We start from the raw sequence: 14,854 nt of genomic DNA, 5'->3' as shown, positions 1-14,854 counted from the left end.
TGGAGTATTAGGGGCGCGGGGCTGTGTCAGCACCGGCGAGCGAAGGTTTTTAAGGGGCGCGGGGAACTGCGCGACCAGCTCCCGCCGGACGCGCACCCGGAAGGCAACCGGCTAAAACCCCGGCCCGCCAACCTTGTCCCCGGCGGCAGCCAACCGCCCCCACAACAGGTCAGCCAGACTCCGCACCAACTCAGCCCGGGAACAAGGCCGTTCACCCAGCCACCAGTCCCCGGCCGCGTGCATCATCCCGACGATCCCATGCCCCCACACCCGAGCCAGCTGCTGGCTGTTGGGCCCAAGGTCAACCCGCTCCTCGATGACCTGAGCCAACTCCTCGCCCATACGCCGAAGCAGCGGAACCGAGTGATTCCCCGTGTCGAACCCCTGGTCAGCGGTCTGCCCACCCTCCACGGGATGCATCAGGAACCGATACACCTGAGGAAGAGCCTCGATCGCGGCGAGGTACGTATCGAGCGTCGCCTCAACCCGCTCCCGCCGCTCCGCAGGCGCATCCAACGCGGCCCGCAACGAGGACAACAGGGCATCGGTATGCCGCTTGGCAAGGGCCGCGTAGAGTCCACCCTTGTCCCCGAAGTGCCGGTACAGAATCGGCTTCGTAATACCCGCTTCCGCGGCGATCGCGTTCATCGAGGCCTGCGGACCATCACGCAGCACCACTCTGTCCGCGGCCTCCAACAACTCGCGCCGTCGGCGGTCGGCGGACCTCTGCTGATCGGTCCGCTGCGTGGTGTCCATGAGCTCTCCCCACCCGTGCTGAATCGGTGACGCCTGCGCAAACTAACACTCAATGGCCCCAACGCCTCGAACGGGCTGCCGAGTGGTCATCGGGAGTTGACTTTCCTACCCGTCGGTAACAGACTCTGTCGTTACCGCAAGTAACATGCTAGTGCGCTGCTGGAGGAGTCATGGCCGAGTTCACCATGGAACTCAACGACGAACAGAAGGAGGTGCGGGACTGGCTGCACGGCTTCGCCGCCGACGTCATCCGCCCCGCCGCCGCCGAATGGGATGAGCGTGAGGAGACTCCCTGGCCGGTCATCCAGGAGGCCGCGAAGGTCGGCATCTACTCCCTGGACTTCTACGCCCAGCAGTACTTCGACCCCACCGGCCTCGGCATCCCGATGGCGATGGAGGAGCTGTTCTGGGGCGACGCGGGCATAGCCCTCTCCATAGTCGGCACCGGTCTCGCCGCGGTCGGCGTCCTCGCCAACGGCACCGAGGAGCAGATCGGTACCTGGATTCCCCAGATGTACGGCGACGCCAACGACGTGAAGGTCGCCGCCTTCTGCTCCTCCGAGCCCGACGCCGGCTCCGACGTGGCCTCCATGCGCACGCGTGCCGTGTACGACGAGGCCAAGGACGAGTGGGTGCTCAACGGCACCAAGACCTGGGCGACCAACGGCGGTATCGCCAACGTCCACGTCGTCGTCGCGGTCGTCGACGCGGAACTCGGCTCCAAGGGCCACGCCTCCTTCATCGTCCCCTCGGGCACGCCGGGTCTGTCCCAGGGCCAGAAGTTCAAGAAGCACGGCATCCGCGCCTCGCACACCGCCGAGGTCGTCCTGGAGGACGTGCGCATCCCCGGTTCCTGCCTGCTCGGCGGCAAGGAGAAGCTCGACGAGCGCCTCGCCCGCGCCCGTGAGCGCGCGAAGGCCGGCGGCGGCGAGCGCGTGAAGAACGCCGCGATGGCCACGTTCGAGGCGTCGCGCCCCGCGGTCGGCGCGATGGCGGTGGGCACGGCCCGGGCCGCGTACGAGGTCGCCCTCGACTACGCGATGACCCGCGAGCAGTTCGGCCGCCCGATCATCGACAACCAGGGTGTCGCCTTCCAGCTCGCCGACATGCGTACGTCCATCGACGCGGCGCGGCTGCTCGTGTGGCGGGCATCCTGGATGGCGGTCAACGGCAAGCAGTTCACGGCGGCCGAGGGGTCGATGTCGAAGCTGTTCGCGAGTGAGACGGCGAAGAAGGTCACCGGGCAGGCGATTCAGATCCTGGGCGGGAATGGTTACACCCGTGAGTATCCAGTTGAGCGGATGCACCGAGATGCCGCGATCTACACGATTTTCGAGGGGACGAGTGAGATTCAGCGGCTGGTGATTGCGCGGACGTTGTCTGGGATGCCGATTCGCTAGCGCTCGGCTGGAGCCGTGGTGATCTGCGGGCCGGTGGGGGCTGGTCGCGCAGTTCCCCGCGCCCCTTCAGGGCGCTGGTGCGCACCGGAACTCCACTCCTCGGCGAGCAACCCGAGGATCACCTCGTCGATGAACTCGCCGTTGACCCACGCCGCGCGGCGGAGCCTCCCCTCCTGGACGAACCCGGCGCGGGAGGCGGCCCGGATCATCGCCGTGTTGTCGGCCAGGGTCTCCAACTGGAGCCGGTGCAGGCCGCGGACGGTGAAGCCGTAGGTGCACAGCACTTCGACGACGTCGACGGCGAGTCCGCGGCCACGGAAACCCGGTCGCAGCGACATGCCCAAGTGGGCGCTCCTGTTGTGGGTGTCGATGCCCCACAGCCCCGCGGTCCCCGCCAACTCGTCGTTGTCGAGGGAGACGACAGCGAAGGGGGCGGCATCGTCGTCAGGTTCGGTGACCGCGAAGGGCGAAGCCTCGGAGCCCGGCGAGACGGGGCGCCAGGGCCGTGAGTCCACGCGCGATCTCGTCGCCACGTCGTCGTACAACTCGGCGTGCAGGACCGGGACATCCGACTCGTGCCGGGCCCGGAGCGCGATTTTGGTTCCTCGTAGCATGGCCTGTTCTTAGTCGACCCGCTCGGCGCCGATCAACTCGATTACCGGCCGCGTCGAAGGGTCAACGGTGCTTGAGGGGCGTCAGCTGCTCGATGTCGTACCGCCCCCGCAACTCCTCGATGGCCGCATGATCCGGCGGCCCCCCGCTCCCGAGAATCTCCAACAGCTCCTCGAAATACCGCTCGTGATCCGGCGGCGGAGACGCCTGGAAGAACATCTTCGCCGCCGTCTCCGTCGGGTTCGAGAACGCGTGCGGACACCCGGGCGGTACGACGATCACTGTCCCCGGTGTCGCCCGTACCACCCGGGATCCTGAACTCGACTCCCAGCGCTGCCAGTTGTCCGGGGTACGGATCCGCGGCTCGAAGGCGAGGACATCCAGCTCGCCTTCGAGCACGTAGAACAACTCCTCGCTACGGGTGTGCACATGGGCCCCGACATCGAACCCCGGCGGCACCACCACCTCGAAGGTCGACGCGGTCCGGGAGTGCGAGCCGGTCACCTTGAACGTCACGTGCTGCGCGGGTGTCTGGACGACCCGGCCGTGACCCGGCGGCACCAGCAACCCCTCCGTCGCCGTCATCGACACCTCACCACGTCACCGGCAGCGCCTCGGGCCCGCGGATCAACGCGCCCTTCTTGAACGGGACTTCGTCGGCCGGAACCGCGAGCCGCAGCCCCGGCAGCCGGTCCAGCAGCGCGTCCACCAGCAGCTCGGACTCCAGTCGCGCCAGCATGTTGCCGGGGCAGAAGTGCGGGCCGAAGCCGAAGGACACGTGCGGGTTGGGGCTGCGGGTGAAGTCGATCCGGTCCGGGTCCGGGAACACGTCAGGGTCCCGGTTCGCGGCCAGGTACGACACGTACACCGGGTCGCCCGCCCGCATCCGTACCCCGCGGATCTCCACGTCCTCCATGGCGATCCGGGACAGCCCGACCGCGTTGCGGTGTGGGATGTAGCGCAGCAGCTCGTCGATGGCCTGGGGCCTCAACTCCGGCTCCGCGCGCAGCCGTTCGACCAGATCCGGGCGGGTCAGCAGCAGGTAGAACATCTGGCCGCTGTTGTTGGTGACCGCCTCGCCGCCGATCTGCAGCAGCACCGCTAGCCCGACCGCCTCCTCCAGCGTGATCTCCTCCCGGCCCACGGCGGCACCGAGCAGCGAGGCGACGTCCTCGCCGTCGTTGCCCTCCCGCAGACCGATGAGATCGCCGAAGTAGGCGCCCATCTCCTGCTTCGCCTGCTCGCTGACCTTGGCGCCGTGCGAGGAGGACAGGATGAGCTGCGTCCAGGTGTGCATACCGTGCCGGTCGGCGGCCGGGACGCCCATCAGCTCGCAGATCACCGCGATGGGGAAGGGGCTCAGCACGGTCTCGGTGAGATCGGCGGGCGGTCCGTGCTGGAGCAGCCCGTCGATCAACTCGTCGAGCAGCAGCCGGGATTGCTCCCGCACCCGCTCCACCCCGCGCGCCGTGAACGCCGGGGCGACCGAGCGCCGTAGCCGCGTGTGGTCCGGCGGGTCGAGGAACCCGACCGCGCCGCGGGCCGGGATGAAGTGCGGGGCGAGCCGGGTCACCGGCTGGTCCATCACCGCCTCGCGGCTGAACCGGGGATCGTTGGTGACCATCCGCACGTCGTCGTGCCGGGTGACCAGCCACGCCCAGCCCTCGCCGTTGGGCAGCTTGATCCGGTTGACCGGACCCTCCCGCATCAGCTTGGCGAGGACCGGGTCGAAGTCCACCCCGGTCAGATCGAGGGCCGGCCAGGGCCGGACCGGGGGCAGGGTCTCGGTGAGCGTCTCTTCAGTCATGCCGTACTCAAGCCGTCTCTCGGTCGTCGCTGTGCCAGCGGCCCAGGGCCATCTCGGCGGTGATACCGGGTCCGAACCCGGCGAGCAGCCCGCGCGCCCGGTCTTCCGCGCCGCCCTCGTCGAAGAGCCGGCGCAGCGCGTCCAGGACGACGGCGCTGGCGATGTTGCCGTACTCGGTGAGGGTGGCCCGGCTGAACCGGAACGCGTGCGGATCGACCTGGAGGAACTTGCTCAGGTCGTCCAGTATTCGGGGTCCGCCCGCGTGGACTATGTAGAAGTCCAGGTCGGCCGCGTCCCAGCCGTGCAGTCCCGCGAGGTCCTGGAGCGCCGGCGCGAGGGGCTCCATGGTGGCCGGCACCCGCTTGTCCAGCAGGAAGTGGAATCCGGTGGCCCGGACGTCGTACATGATCCACTCTTCGGTCTTGGGGATCAGGTACGACCCGTTGCGCTCCAGCTGGATGCCCGTGCCGCCGCGCCCGCGCACCACGGCCGCGGCGATGCCGTCGCCGAACAGGCCGTTGGAGAGCAGGGAGCCGATGCCGAGGTCGGTCGGCTGGTAGCACAGCGAGCAGAACTCGCAGGCGACGATGAGTGCGTTGGCGTCCGGGTAGGCCGTGCAGAAGTCGTGCGCCCGGTTGATGGCGGCGCCGCCGGCCGCGCAGCCCAGCTGGGCTATGGGGATCTGGCGGGTGGTGGCGTCGAACGCCATCTCGTTGATCAGCCAGGCCGTGAGCGAGGGCATCATGAAGCCCGTGCAGGAGACGTAGATGATCACGTCGATGTCGGTGGTGAGCAGCTCCGCCTCGTCGAGCGCGCGCTGCACGACCGACGGGACCCGGGCCTTCGCCTCGGCCGTGTAGATCCTGTTGCGGTCCTCGAACCCGGGGTGCTTCAGGGTCTCCTCGATGGGCTGCACGATGTGCCGGGTGCGCACACCGGTGTTCTCGATCAGCCGGAGGGCCAGCGGCAGGTTGGGGTGGTCCGCGTGACGGGAGCGCGCCAGCTCCAGCGTCTCCTCCATCGTGATCACGTACTCGGGAACCGACACCGAGGGCTTGCACAAAGTCGCCATGAACCGTCCCTGCTTTCGCCTTCCGGAAGGCCTTCGCCCGCCGGTCAGAAGGTGGTTCACCTCAGAGGGTGGTGCACCCACGATCACCCGGGAGGACGACGATCTCGCGGTGGACTACTCCAATTCAGGGACCCGCTCATAAAGACCGGATCAGTAATTCCTGTGAAAGGGCAGGGGCCAGAGCTTTCAGACGCCGTTCAGCCGGACCCCTAGGGGTGCGGGGAACTGCGCGACCAGCCACAGCGGGCCCGCCACTCAGCAAACTACGAGCCGCCCCCACTGCTATGCGCAATGCAAGCAACGTCAATCCGGTCGGCAAGCTTCGCCAGCTCAATGGTCAAAGCGGCAACTGTGTCCTCGTCGAGCCCTTCATCCCCGGCCTCGACAAGATGCAGCCACCGCCCACCCACGGTACGCAAAAGCTTGCTGACATCGGCGGCAGCCACCTGCAGGGTCCCGCGGTCGTCGACGATCAGAGGCAGAGTCACTTCGCGGTTCACAGAGGGGATCGTAGCCGCGTAACGCTCACGCTCCGTGCCATACCGTGGTGATGTTGCAGAACTCGCGGATTCCGTGCCCCGACAGCTCCCGCCCGTACCCGGACCGCTTCACCCCGCCGAACGGGAACGCCGGATGCGACGCGGTCATCCCGTTGAAGAACACCCCACCTGCCTCCAGGTCCCGTACGAACCGCTCGACCTCCGCCTCGTCCCGCGTCCACACGTTGGAACTCAGCCCGAACGGCGTGTCGTTGGCGAGGAGGACGGCCTCGTCGAGGTCGCCGACCCGGTACAGCGTGGCGACGGGTCCGAACGTCTCCTCGCGGTGGATCCGCATCTCGCGGGTGATGTCGGTGAGGACGGTCGGCGGGTAGAACCAGCCGGGCCCGTCCGGCCGCTCACCACCGCACAGCACGGTCGCGCCGCTCTCCACCGCGTCGTCGACGAGTTCCTCCAGATCGCTACGGCCCTGCTCGCTCGCGACCGGTCCGACCTCGGTCTCCTCCTCCAGCGGATCACCGACCGTGAGCGCCTTCATCCCCGCCACGAACCGCTCGGTGAACGCGTCGAAGACATCCGTGTGCACGATGAACCGCTTCGCGGCGATGCACGACTGCCCGTTGTTCTGCACACGTGCCGTCACCGCGATCTGCGCGGCCCGGTCGATGTCGGCGGACGGCATGACGACGTACGGGTCGCTGCCGCCCAGCTCCAGCACGGTCTTCTTGACCATGTCCCCGGCGACGGACGCGACCGCCCGCCCGGCCGGTTCGCTGCCGGTGAGGGTGGCCGCCTTCACCCGCTCGTCGCGCAGGATCTCCTCGATCGCGCCGGAGCCGACGAGGAGGGTCTGGAAAGCGCCCTCGGGAAAGCCCGCGCGGTGGAACAGGTCCTCCAGGTAGAGGGCGGTCTGCGGGACGTTCGACGCGTGCTTGAGCAGACCGACGTTGCCCGCCATCAGCGCGGGCGCGGCGAAGCGGATCACCTGCCAGAGCGGGAAGTTCCACGGCATCACGGCGAGGACGGGACCCAGCGGCCGGTAGCGGACCGACGCCCGTGAGCCACCCGAGTCCTTGACGTCCGCCGCGGCCGGCTGCTCGTCGGCGAGGAGTTCCTCGGCGTGGTCGGCGTACCAGCGCATCGACTTCGCGCACTTGGCCGCCTCCGCGCGGGCCTGCTTGACCGGCTTGCCCATCTCGGTGGTCATGATCCGGCCGATGTCCTGCTGGTCCTCGTCGAGAAGATCGGCGGCCCGGTGCATGAGCCGGGCGCGCTCGGCGAAGGTGGACGTCCGGTAGGTGCGGAACGTGGCCTCCGCGAGCTGGAGCCGGCGCTCGATCTCCTCGTCACCCATGGCCTCGTACGTCTTGAGCGTCTCGCCGTTGGCCGGGTTGACCGTCGCGATGGGCATGGCTGACCTCCTGGAGCGGGCTGTGCTTCGACCTTCCCGCGCGGCGCGGGGGACCGCAACGCGTACGCATGTCGCGCTCGCTCAGCCCGAGTGCTCCACCAGCCGGTCGAGAAACGTGGCCTGCGCCGTGATGATGACCTCCCGCGCCCGTTCGAGGCTCAGCCACTCCACCCGGTCCAGCTCAGGGAACTCCTGGAACCGCCCCGACTTCGGCGGCCACTCCATCCGGAAGGTGCCCGGAACCATGGCCGCCGGGTCCAGATCCGCCTCGATCGCCCAGGCTGTGACGACCTTCCCGTTGGTCTGCCGCACCTCGCCGAGCGCGATCGCCTCGCCCTCGGGCGGCGCGAGCCCCAACTCCTCCTGGAACTCACGCCGGGCCGCGTCCCAGGCGGTCTCGTCGGGTTCGTACTCACCCTTGGGCACACCCCACGCCCCGGCGTCCCGCCGAGCGAAGAACGGTCCGCCCATATGGCCGAGCAACACCTCCAGCTCACGATCGGTGTGCCGGTACAACAACAGCCCGGCGCTCCGTTTCCCCCTCGCGTCCCCACTCACGGCTTCACCTCCGGATGCGCCGCCAACAACGTCTCCACCGAGTCCGCCTCCTCCGCCCGCTTGTCCTCCCGATACCGCACGACCCGCGCGAACCGCAGAGTGACACCTGCCGGATAGCGGGTCGACTTCTGTAGTCCGTCATACGCGATTTCTACGACGAGTTCGGGCCGTACGGTCACCACGTGGCCGTCGCTCTCCACGGCCAGCTCCTGGAGGCGCTCGGTCTGCCAGGTCAGCACGGCGTCGGTCATGCCCTTGAAGGTCTTGCCGAGCATCGCGAAGGAACCGTCCGAACTCCGGGCGCCCAAATGGAGGTTGGAGAGCTTGCCGGTGCGGCGACCGTGGCCCCACTCGGCGGCCAGGACGACCAGGTCCAGGGTGTGGACGGGCTTCACCTTCAGCCAAGAGGCGCCCCGGCGGCCCGCGTTGTAGGGGGCGTCGAGCCCTTTTACTACGACCCCCTCGTGGCCGCGCTTCAACGTCTCTGCGAGGAAGGCCTCCGCCGTCGGGATGTCCTCGGGGCCGGAGACGAGAGTCCGGCGGACGCGCATCGGTTCGGGCACCAACTGGGCCAGTTCCGCGTGCCGTTCGGCGAACGGGAGGTCGAGCAGGTCCCGGCCGTCGACGGACACCGCGTCGAAGAACACGGGGGAGACGGGCACCGTCTCGGCGGCCGTGGCCACGTCCACCCGGGAGCCGACCCGCCCCGCTGTCTCCTGGAAGGAACGCGGCCGTCCGTCGGCGTCGAAAGAGATGACCTCACCGTCCAGGATGAACCGCTCGCCTCTCAACTCCAGGGCTGCGGCGGTGAGTTCGGGCAGGCGGTCGGTGATGTCGTCGAGGGTGCGGGTGTAGAGCCGTACGACATCGCCGTCGCGGTGGACCTGGACGCGGATGCCGTCGAGCTTTTCCTCGACCGCGCAGGCGCCCAGCTTCTCGACCGCCTCGGCGACGGAGGAGGCGCTGTGCGCGAGCATCGGCAGGACCGGGCGGCCCACGGTCAGTTGGAAGCGGTCGAGGGAGGCGGGACCGTCGGCGAGCAGGGCCTCGGCCACCATCTGGAGTGAACCCGCCAGCATCACGGCCCGCCGAACATCCTTTGCTGGCGCGCCAGTTGCCTCGGCCAGTCCCTCCACGGCGACCGCGTCCAGCGCGCCCTGCCGGACCTCGCCGGTGATCAGGCCGAACAGGAAGCGCTGCTCGTCGGCAGTGGCCGCGCCCATCAACTCGCCCACCAGGCTGGCGCGTTCGGCCTGCGAACCCGGGCCCGACACTATGCCGAGGGCGGTGAGGCGGGCGTCCACCTCGCGCACGGTGAGGGTGGGTTCCGATGCCGGTTCGACCGGCCGGCTCAGTACCTTCCAGCCGATGCCGAGGCGGTCCTGGGGGAGGCGCCCCGCCAGATACGGGATGACGATCGGGACGTCGTCCGCCTCCGCGTCCCGGAAGAGCTCCGCGAGCAGAGCGATCTTCCGGGACCGCGCCGAGGTGGCGGCGACTTCCTGGGACACATGCGCGAGCCGGGTCAGCAGCATGCAGCCATCGTGCAACGGAGCCGGGCCGTCTACACCCGGACGACGGCGTCGAGGTCGGTCATCAGCAGCTCCCCGTTGATCGTGGCGCCCGCGCGGTAACCGGCGGAGGCCGCGTTCACGACCTGCTCCCCGAAGCCCATCGCGTTGCCGACGGCCCACACCCCGGGCACGGTCGTCAGGCCCGTCGGGTCGACCACGGGGTACGCGCCGAACGGGGTCTCCTGCAGCTCGGCGCCCAGCTTCTCCAGGAGGCCGGTCTGCGGGATAGGTCGAGGTGCGACGAACACGGCTTCGCGGGGGTGCGTGGTTCCGTCCGTGAGACGGACGCCGGTGAGCCGGTCGTCCTCGACGACCAGTTCCGCGACTTCACCGGGCACCACGGCTACCCCGGCCGCGGCCAGCCTGCGCAGGTCGTCGTCCGTCAGCTCGGACTCGGTGACCGTGTGCAGGAACAGGGTCACGTCCTTGGACCACTGCGAGACCATCAGCGCCTGGTGCACGCTCATCGGCGTCGTCGCGAGCACACCGAAGGCCTGGTCACGGACCTCCCAGCCGTGGCAGTACGGGCAGTGGATCACATCCCGCCCGAAGCGCTCGGCGACTCCGGGGACGGTGGGCAGTTCGTCCTTGAGACCGGTGGCGATCACGAGTCGGCGTGCGTGCACGGTCTCCCCGCTCGCCAGCGCTACGGCGAAGTCCTCGCCCTTCGTGACGTCCACCGCACGGTCCCGGACGAGGTCGACGCCGTAGCGCGCGATCTCCTCGCGACCGAGGGCGAGGAACTCGGCGGGGGACATGCCGTCCCGGGACAGATAGCCCTGCATGTGCGCGGCGGGCGCGTTGCGCGGCTCGCCCGCGTCGATCACAAGTGTGCGGCGCCGGGCCCGGCCCAGGACCAGCGCGGCGGACAGACCGGCAGTGCCTCCGCCGATGACGATCACTTCGTATGTGTCGGTCACGGTGACCACCTCCACCCCCGAAAGTCGCCCCATCTCTGCCGTATTGACAAATGCCTTTGCCGAAACTGCAATATCGGTCATGAACGACGACACGGACGACGTACTCGCGGAGGTCGGCCCGAGGCTGCGACGGATCCGCAAGGAGAAGGGCGCGACGCTCGCGGGTCTCTCGGAGGCGACCGGGATCTCGGTGAGCACCCTCTCGCGGCTGGAGTCCGGGCTGCGCAAGCCCAGCCTGGAGCTGCTGCTGCCGATCGCGCGGGCTCACCAGGTGCCCCTGGACGAACTGGTCGGAGCCCCGGCGGTCCGTGACCCCCGCGTACGCGCCGAGCCGATCGTCAGAGGTGGCCGCACCCACTGGCCCCTGACCCGCCAGCCGGGCGGCCTCCAGGCATACAAGGTCCTGGAACCGCAGCGGAAGGTCGAGCCGGATCTGCGCACGCATGAGGGCTACGAGTGGCTGTATGTGATGTCCGGGCGCCTGCGTCTCCTGCTCGGCGAGCACGACGTGGTGCTAGGGCCGGGGGAGGCCGCCGAGTTCGACACGCGCGTCCCGCACTGGTTCGGCTCGACGGGCGAGGGCCCAGTGGAATTCCTGAGCCTGTTCGGCCCGCAGGGGGAGCGGATGCACGTAAGGGCAAGGCCAAAGAGGGACCAGTGAAAAATTCCGCCCCCTGGAGCGCCCCTTTTTAGGGGCGCGGGGAACTGCGCGACAAGCCCCCACCGGCCCGCGCCGAAAGAACTACCCGCACCCACCGGACCGTGACGAACCCGACGGTTCCCTGATCGGCAAGCGACCGCTTAGTATGCAATCGACCCCGGTCAGACAGAGCAGTCCCGTGGAGGCCCCGCATGCAGGCATGGCAAGTGCACCAGAACGGCGAGCCGAGTGAGGCGATGCGCCTGGAGGAGGTGCAGCAGCCGACACCCGGTGCGGGCCAGGTCCTGCTGAAGGTACGCGCCGCGAACATCAACTTCCCCGACGTCCTGATGTGCCGAGGCCACTACCAGGTCAAGCCCCCGCTCCCGTTCACCCCCGGCGTGGAGATCTGCGGCGAGACCGAGGACGGCCGCCGCGTGATCGCCAACCCCGCACTGCCGTACGGCGGTTTCGCCGAGTACGCCGTCGCGGACGCCGCCGGTCTGCTGCCCGCCCCCGACTCGCTGGACGACGCCGAGGCCGCCGCACTCCACATCGGCTACCAGACGGGCTGGTTCGCTCTCCACCAGCGCGCCCACCTGGAAGCGGGCGAGACCCTGCTCGTGCACGCCGCCGCCGGTGGTGTCGGCAGCGCGGCCGTACAGCTCGGCAAGGCGGCCGGCGCCACCGTCATCGGTGTCGTCGGCGGTGCCGAAAAGGCGGTCGTGGCACGGGAGTTGGGCTGCGACGTAGTGATCGACCGGCGGACCGAGGACGTCGTCGCGGCCGTCAAGGCGGCCACCGGGGGGCGCGGTGCCGACGTGATCTTCGACCCGGTCGGTGGCGACGCCTACACACAGTCCACGAAGGTCGTCGCCTTCGAGGGCCGGATCGTCGTCGTGGGCTTCGCGAGCGGGACGATCCCCAGCCCCGGCCTCAACCACGCCCTGGTGAAGAACTACTCGATCCTGGGACTGCATTGGGGCCTGTACGCCATCAAGAACCCGAAGCTGATCCTGGACTGCCACGAGCAGTTGACCGAACTGGCCGCACGCGGCGCCATCAAACCGCTGGTGAGCGAGCGCGTCCCGCTGAGCGGCGCTGCCGCCGCCGTGCAGCGGGTCGGCGACGGTGTCACCACCGGCCGGGTCGTCGTCGTACCGTCCTTGGAGAACGGAGCCGCCGTATGAGCGAGGAGACCACGGGAGCGGACTCGGCCGCGGCCGAACTGCGCCGCCGCACCCAGGAGTTGCTGACCGCGCACCCACCGCTGGAGACCGACCCGCTCGACTTCCTCAAGGCCCGTTTCGACGCGGGGCTCGCGTGGGTGCACTACCCCGAGGGCCTCGGCGGACTGGGTGCCCCGCGTGCTCTCCAGGCCGTCGTGGACGCCGAGTTGGCGGCCGCGGGCGCCCCCGACAACGACCCGCGCCGGATCGGTATCGGCCTCGGCATGGCCGCGCCGACCGTTCTCCGCTTCGGCACCGAGAAGCAGAAGCAGCGCTTCCTCAGGCCGCTTTGGGTGGGCGAGGAGGTCTGGTGCCAGCTCTTCAGCGAGCCGGGTGCCGGGTCCGACCTGGCCGCGCTCGGTACGCGTGCCGTCCGTGAGGGCGACGAGTGGGTCGTCAACGGGCAGAAGGTGTGGACCTCCAGCGCCCATCTCGCCCGCTGGGCCATCCTCATCGCGCGTACCGACCCGGGCGTGCCCAAGCACGCGGGCATCACCTACTTCATCTGCGACATGACCGACCCCGGCGTCGAGGTCAGGCCGTTGCGCCAGATCACCGGCGAGGCCGAGTTCAACGAGGTCTTCCTCACCAACGTCCGTATCCCCGACGCCCATCGCCTCGGCGAGATCGGCGACGGCTGGCGGGTCGCGCAGACCACCCTCATGAACGAGCGCGTCTCCATCGGCGGCATGCGCATCCCGCGCGAGGGCGGCATGATCGGCCCGGTCAGCAGGACTTGGCGCGAACGGCCGGAGTTGCGCACACACGACCTCCACCAGCGCCTCCTGAAACTCTGGGTCGAGGCCGAGGCCGCCCGGCTCTCCGGCGAGCGGCTGCGCCAGCAGCTCGTGGCGGGCCAGCCCGGCCACGAAGGCGCTGGCATGAAGCTCGCCTTCGCCCGCCTCAACCAGGAGATCAGCGGCCTGGAGGTCGAACTCCGGGGCGAGGAAGGCCTGTTGTACGACGACTGGACCATGCGCCGCCCGGAACTGGTCGACTTCACCGGCCGCGACGCCGGCTACCGCTACCTCCGCTCCAAGGGCAACAGCATCGAGGGCGGGACCAGCGAGGTCCTGCTGAACATCGTCGCCGAGCGCGTCCTGGGCCTCCCGGCCGAGCCGCGCACCGACAAGGACGTCGCCTGGAAGGACCTCGCCCGATGACGGATCTGCTCTACTCGGAGGAGGAAGAGGCGCTGCGCGCCGCCGTCCGGGACCTGCTCACCGACCACTGCGACGCGGCGAGTGTCATCGCGCGCGCCGAGTCGGACGCCCCGCACGACCTCTCGCTGTGGAAGTCCCTCGCCGACGGCATGGGCCTCGCCGGTCTCCTGGTGCCCGAGGAGAAGGGCGGCCAGGGCGCCACGCACCGTGAAGTCGCCGTCGTGCTGGAGGAGTTGGGTCGCGCGGTCGCCCCCGTCCCGTACCTCACCAGCGCGGTCGTCGCCACCGAGGCACTCCTCGCGTGCGATGCCGAGGATCTCCTCGCCGAGCTGGCGTCGGGGCGGAAGATCGGCGCCCTCGCCGTCTCCCTGAGCGTCGCTCCGGGCGGTGCCTACAAGGCAGTACGGCACGAAAACGGTTCCCTGTACGGGGAGTTGACCGGGATCGCGGACGCGGCCGCCGCCGATGTGCTGCTGGTGCCGGGCGAGGACGGCGGGCTGTACGCCGTCGATGCGGGCGCCGTGACCGTCGTACCGCAGGTGTCGCTGGACCTGACGCGGCCGTTGGCACGCGTGGTGTTCGACGGGGCCGCGGCGCGGCGGATCGGGGACGCCGAACCCGCCGTACGGCGTGCGCTGCGGGCCGGGGCCGGGCTGCTCGCGTCCGAGCAACTGGGCGTCGCCGACTGGACGTTGACGGAGACAGTCCGGTATCTCAAGGAGCGCAAGCAGTTCAACCGGCCCGTCGGCGGGTTCCAGGCGCTCAAGCACCGGCTTGCCCAGCTGTGGCTGGAGGTCGTCAGCCTGCGCGCCGCCGCGCGCAATGCGGCCGACGCCCTCGCGACGGGCGAGGACGCCGATGTGGCAGTCGCCGTCGCGCAGGCCTACGCGGCGGCCGTCGCCGTCCACGCGGCCGAGGAGGCCGTGCAGTTGCACGGTGGCATCGGCATGACGTGGGAGCACCCGGCCCACCTCTACCTGAAGCGGGCCAAGGCCGACTCGATCGCCTACGGCACCGCGGGCGCCCACCGTGAGGCACTGGCCGAACTGGTCGACCTGCGCGCACCCTGAGCGCCATGAGGTGAAGTCCGCGGAAAGCCCGTCCCACCTGGGGCGGGCTTTTCCGTGCGCCCCCGCCGAAGGAGTGAACAAGCGAGGGCGGTCCGGCCAACTCCTGGCATGTACAGGTTCGTTGGAGTCCTCGCAGCCTCAT

15 protein-coding genes are annotated in these 14,854 nt (G+C 69.5%); 5 read left to right on the top strand and 10 right to left on the bottom strand.

Annotated features, from left to right (window positions below; genetic code table 11):
* Positions 1 to 111: 111 nt before the first annotated feature.
* Complete coding sequence (locus OG588_RS06840) at positions 112 to 756, bottom strand: TetR family transcriptional regulator (RefSeq protein WP_019070916.1); 645 nt, start codon at positions 754 to 756, stop codon at positions 112 to 114.
* A gap of 170 nt (positions 757 to 926) precedes the next feature.
* Here OG588_RS06840 and OG588_RS06835 point away from each other — a divergent pair, with 170 nt between their 5' ends.
* Entirely contained in the window at positions 927 to 2,156 is a 1,230-nt protein-coding gene (locus OG588_RS06835; RefSeq protein ID WP_393049134.1) for an acyl-CoA dehydrogenase family protein, read from the top strand.
* On the opposite strand, the gene OG588_RS06830 is transcribed toward OG588_RS06835, so the two are convergent.
* The 9 genes from OG588_RS06830 to OG588_RS06790 form a co-directional block, all read right to left on the bottom strand.
* A complete protein-coding gene (locus OG588_RS06830; protein WP_405946501.1) occupies positions 2,153 to 2,770 on the bottom strand; it encodes a GNAT family N-acetyltransferase in 618 nt (205 codons plus the stop codon). The genes OG588_RS06835 and OG588_RS06830 overlap by 4 nt on opposite strands.
* Before the next feature lie 61 nt (positions 2,771 to 2,831).
* Positions 2,832 to 3,353 carry a cupin domain-containing protein gene (locus OG588_RS06825; protein ID WP_317773475.1) on the bottom strand — a complete coding sequence of 174 codons (522 nt, stop codon included), beginning with the start codon at positions 3,351 to 3,353 and terminating at the stop codon, positions 2,832 to 2,834.
* A gap of 7 nt (positions 3,354 to 3,360) precedes the next feature.
* Positions 3,361 to 4,575 (bottom strand): cytochrome P450, encoded by a 1,215-nt coding sequence (locus OG588_RS06820; protein ID WP_405946500.1) that lies wholly within the window; start codon positions 4,573 to 4,575, stop codon positions 3,361 to 3,363.
* A 7-nt stretch (positions 4,576 to 4,582) separates the two neighbouring features.
* On the bottom strand, positions 4,583 to 5,647 hold the full coding sequence (locus OG588_RS06815; RefSeq protein ID WP_366094195.1) for a type III polyketide synthase: 1,065 nt from the start codon (positions 5,645 to 5,647) through the stop codon (positions 4,583 to 4,585).
* A gap of 263 nt (positions 5,648 to 5,910) precedes the next feature.
* Positions 5,911 to 6,147, bottom strand: coding sequence for a DUF6213 family protein (locus tag OG588_RS06810; protein ID WP_366094196.1), 237 nt, complete (start codon positions 6,145 to 6,147; stop codon positions 5,911 to 5,913).
* Between the two features lie 25 nt (positions 6,148 to 6,172).
* Complete coding sequence (locus OG588_RS06805) at positions 6,173 to 7,558, bottom strand: NADP-dependent succinic semialdehyde dehydrogenase (protein WP_405946499.1); 1,386 nt, start codon at positions 7,556 to 7,558, stop codon at positions 6,173 to 6,175.
* A gap of 81 nt (positions 7,559 to 7,639) precedes the next feature.
* Positions 7,640 to 8,116 carry an NUDIX domain-containing protein gene (locus OG588_RS06800; protein WP_405946498.1) on the bottom strand — a complete coding sequence of 159 codons (477 nt, stop codon included), beginning with the start codon at positions 8,114 to 8,116 and terminating at the stop codon, positions 7,640 to 7,642.
* Entirely contained in the window at positions 8,113 to 9,651 is a 1,539-nt protein-coding gene (locus tag OG588_RS06795) for an ATP-dependent DNA ligase (protein WP_405946497.1), read from the bottom strand. Before OG588_RS06795 ends, OG588_RS06800 begins: the two co-directional genes overlap by 4 nt.
* Before the next feature lie 29 nt (positions 9,652 to 9,680).
* Complete coding sequence (locus OG588_RS06790; RefSeq protein WP_405946496.1) at positions 9,681 to 10,643, bottom strand: NAD(P)/FAD-dependent oxidoreductase; 963 nt, start codon at positions 10,641 to 10,643, stop codon at positions 9,681 to 9,683.
* 46 nt (positions 10,644 to 10,689) lie between these two features.
* Between OG588_RS06790 and OG588_RS06785 the strand changes: the two genes are divergently transcribed.
* The 4 genes from OG588_RS06785 (at position 10,690) to OG588_RS06770 (ending at position 14,712) form a co-directional block, all read left to right on the top strand.
* Positions 10,690 to 11,271: a helix-turn-helix domain-containing protein gene (locus tag OG588_RS06785; protein ID WP_405946495.1), complete on the top strand. Its 582-nt coding sequence runs from the start codon at positions 10,690 to 10,692 to the stop codon at positions 11,269 to 11,271.
* A gap of 191 nt (positions 11,272 to 11,462) precedes the next feature.
* Positions 11,463 to 12,440, top strand: coding sequence for an NADPH:quinone oxidoreductase family protein (locus tag OG588_RS06780; RefSeq protein WP_317773482.1), 978 nt, complete (start codon positions 11,463 to 11,465; stop codon positions 12,438 to 12,440).
* Positions 12,437 to 13,642: an acyl-CoA dehydrogenase family protein gene (locus tag OG588_RS06775; RefSeq protein ID WP_405946494.1), complete on the top strand. Its 1,206-nt coding sequence runs from the start codon at positions 12,437 to 12,439 to the stop codon at positions 13,640 to 13,642. The genes OG588_RS06780 and OG588_RS06775 overlap by 4 nt, the downstream gene beginning before the upstream one ends.
* Entirely contained in the window at positions 13,639 to 14,712 is a 1,074-nt protein-coding gene (locus OG588_RS06770) for an acyl-CoA dehydrogenase family protein (protein ID WP_405946493.1), read from the top strand. Before OG588_RS06775 ends, OG588_RS06770 begins: the two co-directional genes overlap by 4 nt.
* The last annotated feature ends 142 nt before the right edge of the window (positions 14,713 to 14,854 follow it).

Origin of the sequence: Streptomyces prunicolor, assembly GCF_045162825.1 — a bacterium.
Classification (GTDB): Bacteria; Actinomycetota; Actinomycetes; order Streptomycetales; family Streptomycetaceae; genus Streptomyces; species Streptomyces prunicolor.
The sequence above is the reverse complement of the archived record's forward strand: the minus strand, read 5'-3'. Positions and strand labels throughout refer to the sequence as shown.

Coding starts and splice junctions, on each gene's coding strand:
- OG588_RS06770 (WP_405946493.1), top strand. CDS start 13,639: ATGACGGATCTGCTCTACTCGGAGGAGGAAGAGGCGCTGCGCGCCGCC.
- OG588_RS06830 (WP_405946501.1), bottom strand. CDS start 2,770: ATGCTACGAGGAACCAAAATCGCGCTCCGGGCCCGGCACGAGTCGGAT.
- OG588_RS06790 (WP_405946496.1), bottom strand. CDS start 10,643: ATGGGGCGACTTTCGGGGGTGGAGGTGGTCACCGTGACCGACACATAC.
- OG588_RS06840 (WP_019070916.1), bottom strand. CDS start 756: ATGGACACCACGCAGCGGACCGATCAGCAGAGGTCCGCCGACCGCCGA.
- OG588_RS06805 (WP_405946499.1), bottom strand. CDS start 7,558: ATGCCCATCGCGACGGTCAACCCGGCCAACGGCGAGACGCTCAAGACG.
- OG588_RS06820 (WP_405946500.1), bottom strand. CDS start 4,575: ATGACTGAAGAGACGCTCACCGAGACCCTGCCCCCGGTCCGGCCCTGG.
- OG588_RS06835 (WP_393049134.1), top strand. CDS start 927: ATGGCCGAGTTCACCATGGAACTCAACGACGAACAGAAGGAGGTGCGG.
- OG588_RS06780 (WP_317773482.1), top strand. CDS start 11,463: ATGCAGGCATGGCAAGTGCACCAGAACGGCGAGCCGAGTGAGGCGATG.
- OG588_RS06795 (WP_405946497.1), bottom strand. CDS start 9,651: ATGCTGCTGACCCGGCTCGCGCATGTGTCCCAGGAAGTCGCCGCCACC.
- OG588_RS06775 (WP_405946494.1), top strand. CDS start 12,437: ATGAGCGAGGAGACCACGGGAGCGGACTCGGCCGCGGCCGAACTGCGC.
- OG588_RS06815 (WP_366094195.1), bottom strand. CDS start 5,647: ATGGCGACTTTGTGCAAGCCCTCGGTGTCGGTTCCCGAGTACGTGATC.
- OG588_RS06785 (WP_405946495.1), top strand. CDS start 10,690: ATGAACGACGACACGGACGACGTACTCGCGGAGGTCGGCCCGAGGCTG.
- OG588_RS06825 (WP_317773475.1), bottom strand. CDS start 3,353: ATGACGGCGACGGAGGGGTTGCTGGTGCCGCCGGGTCACGGCCGGGTC.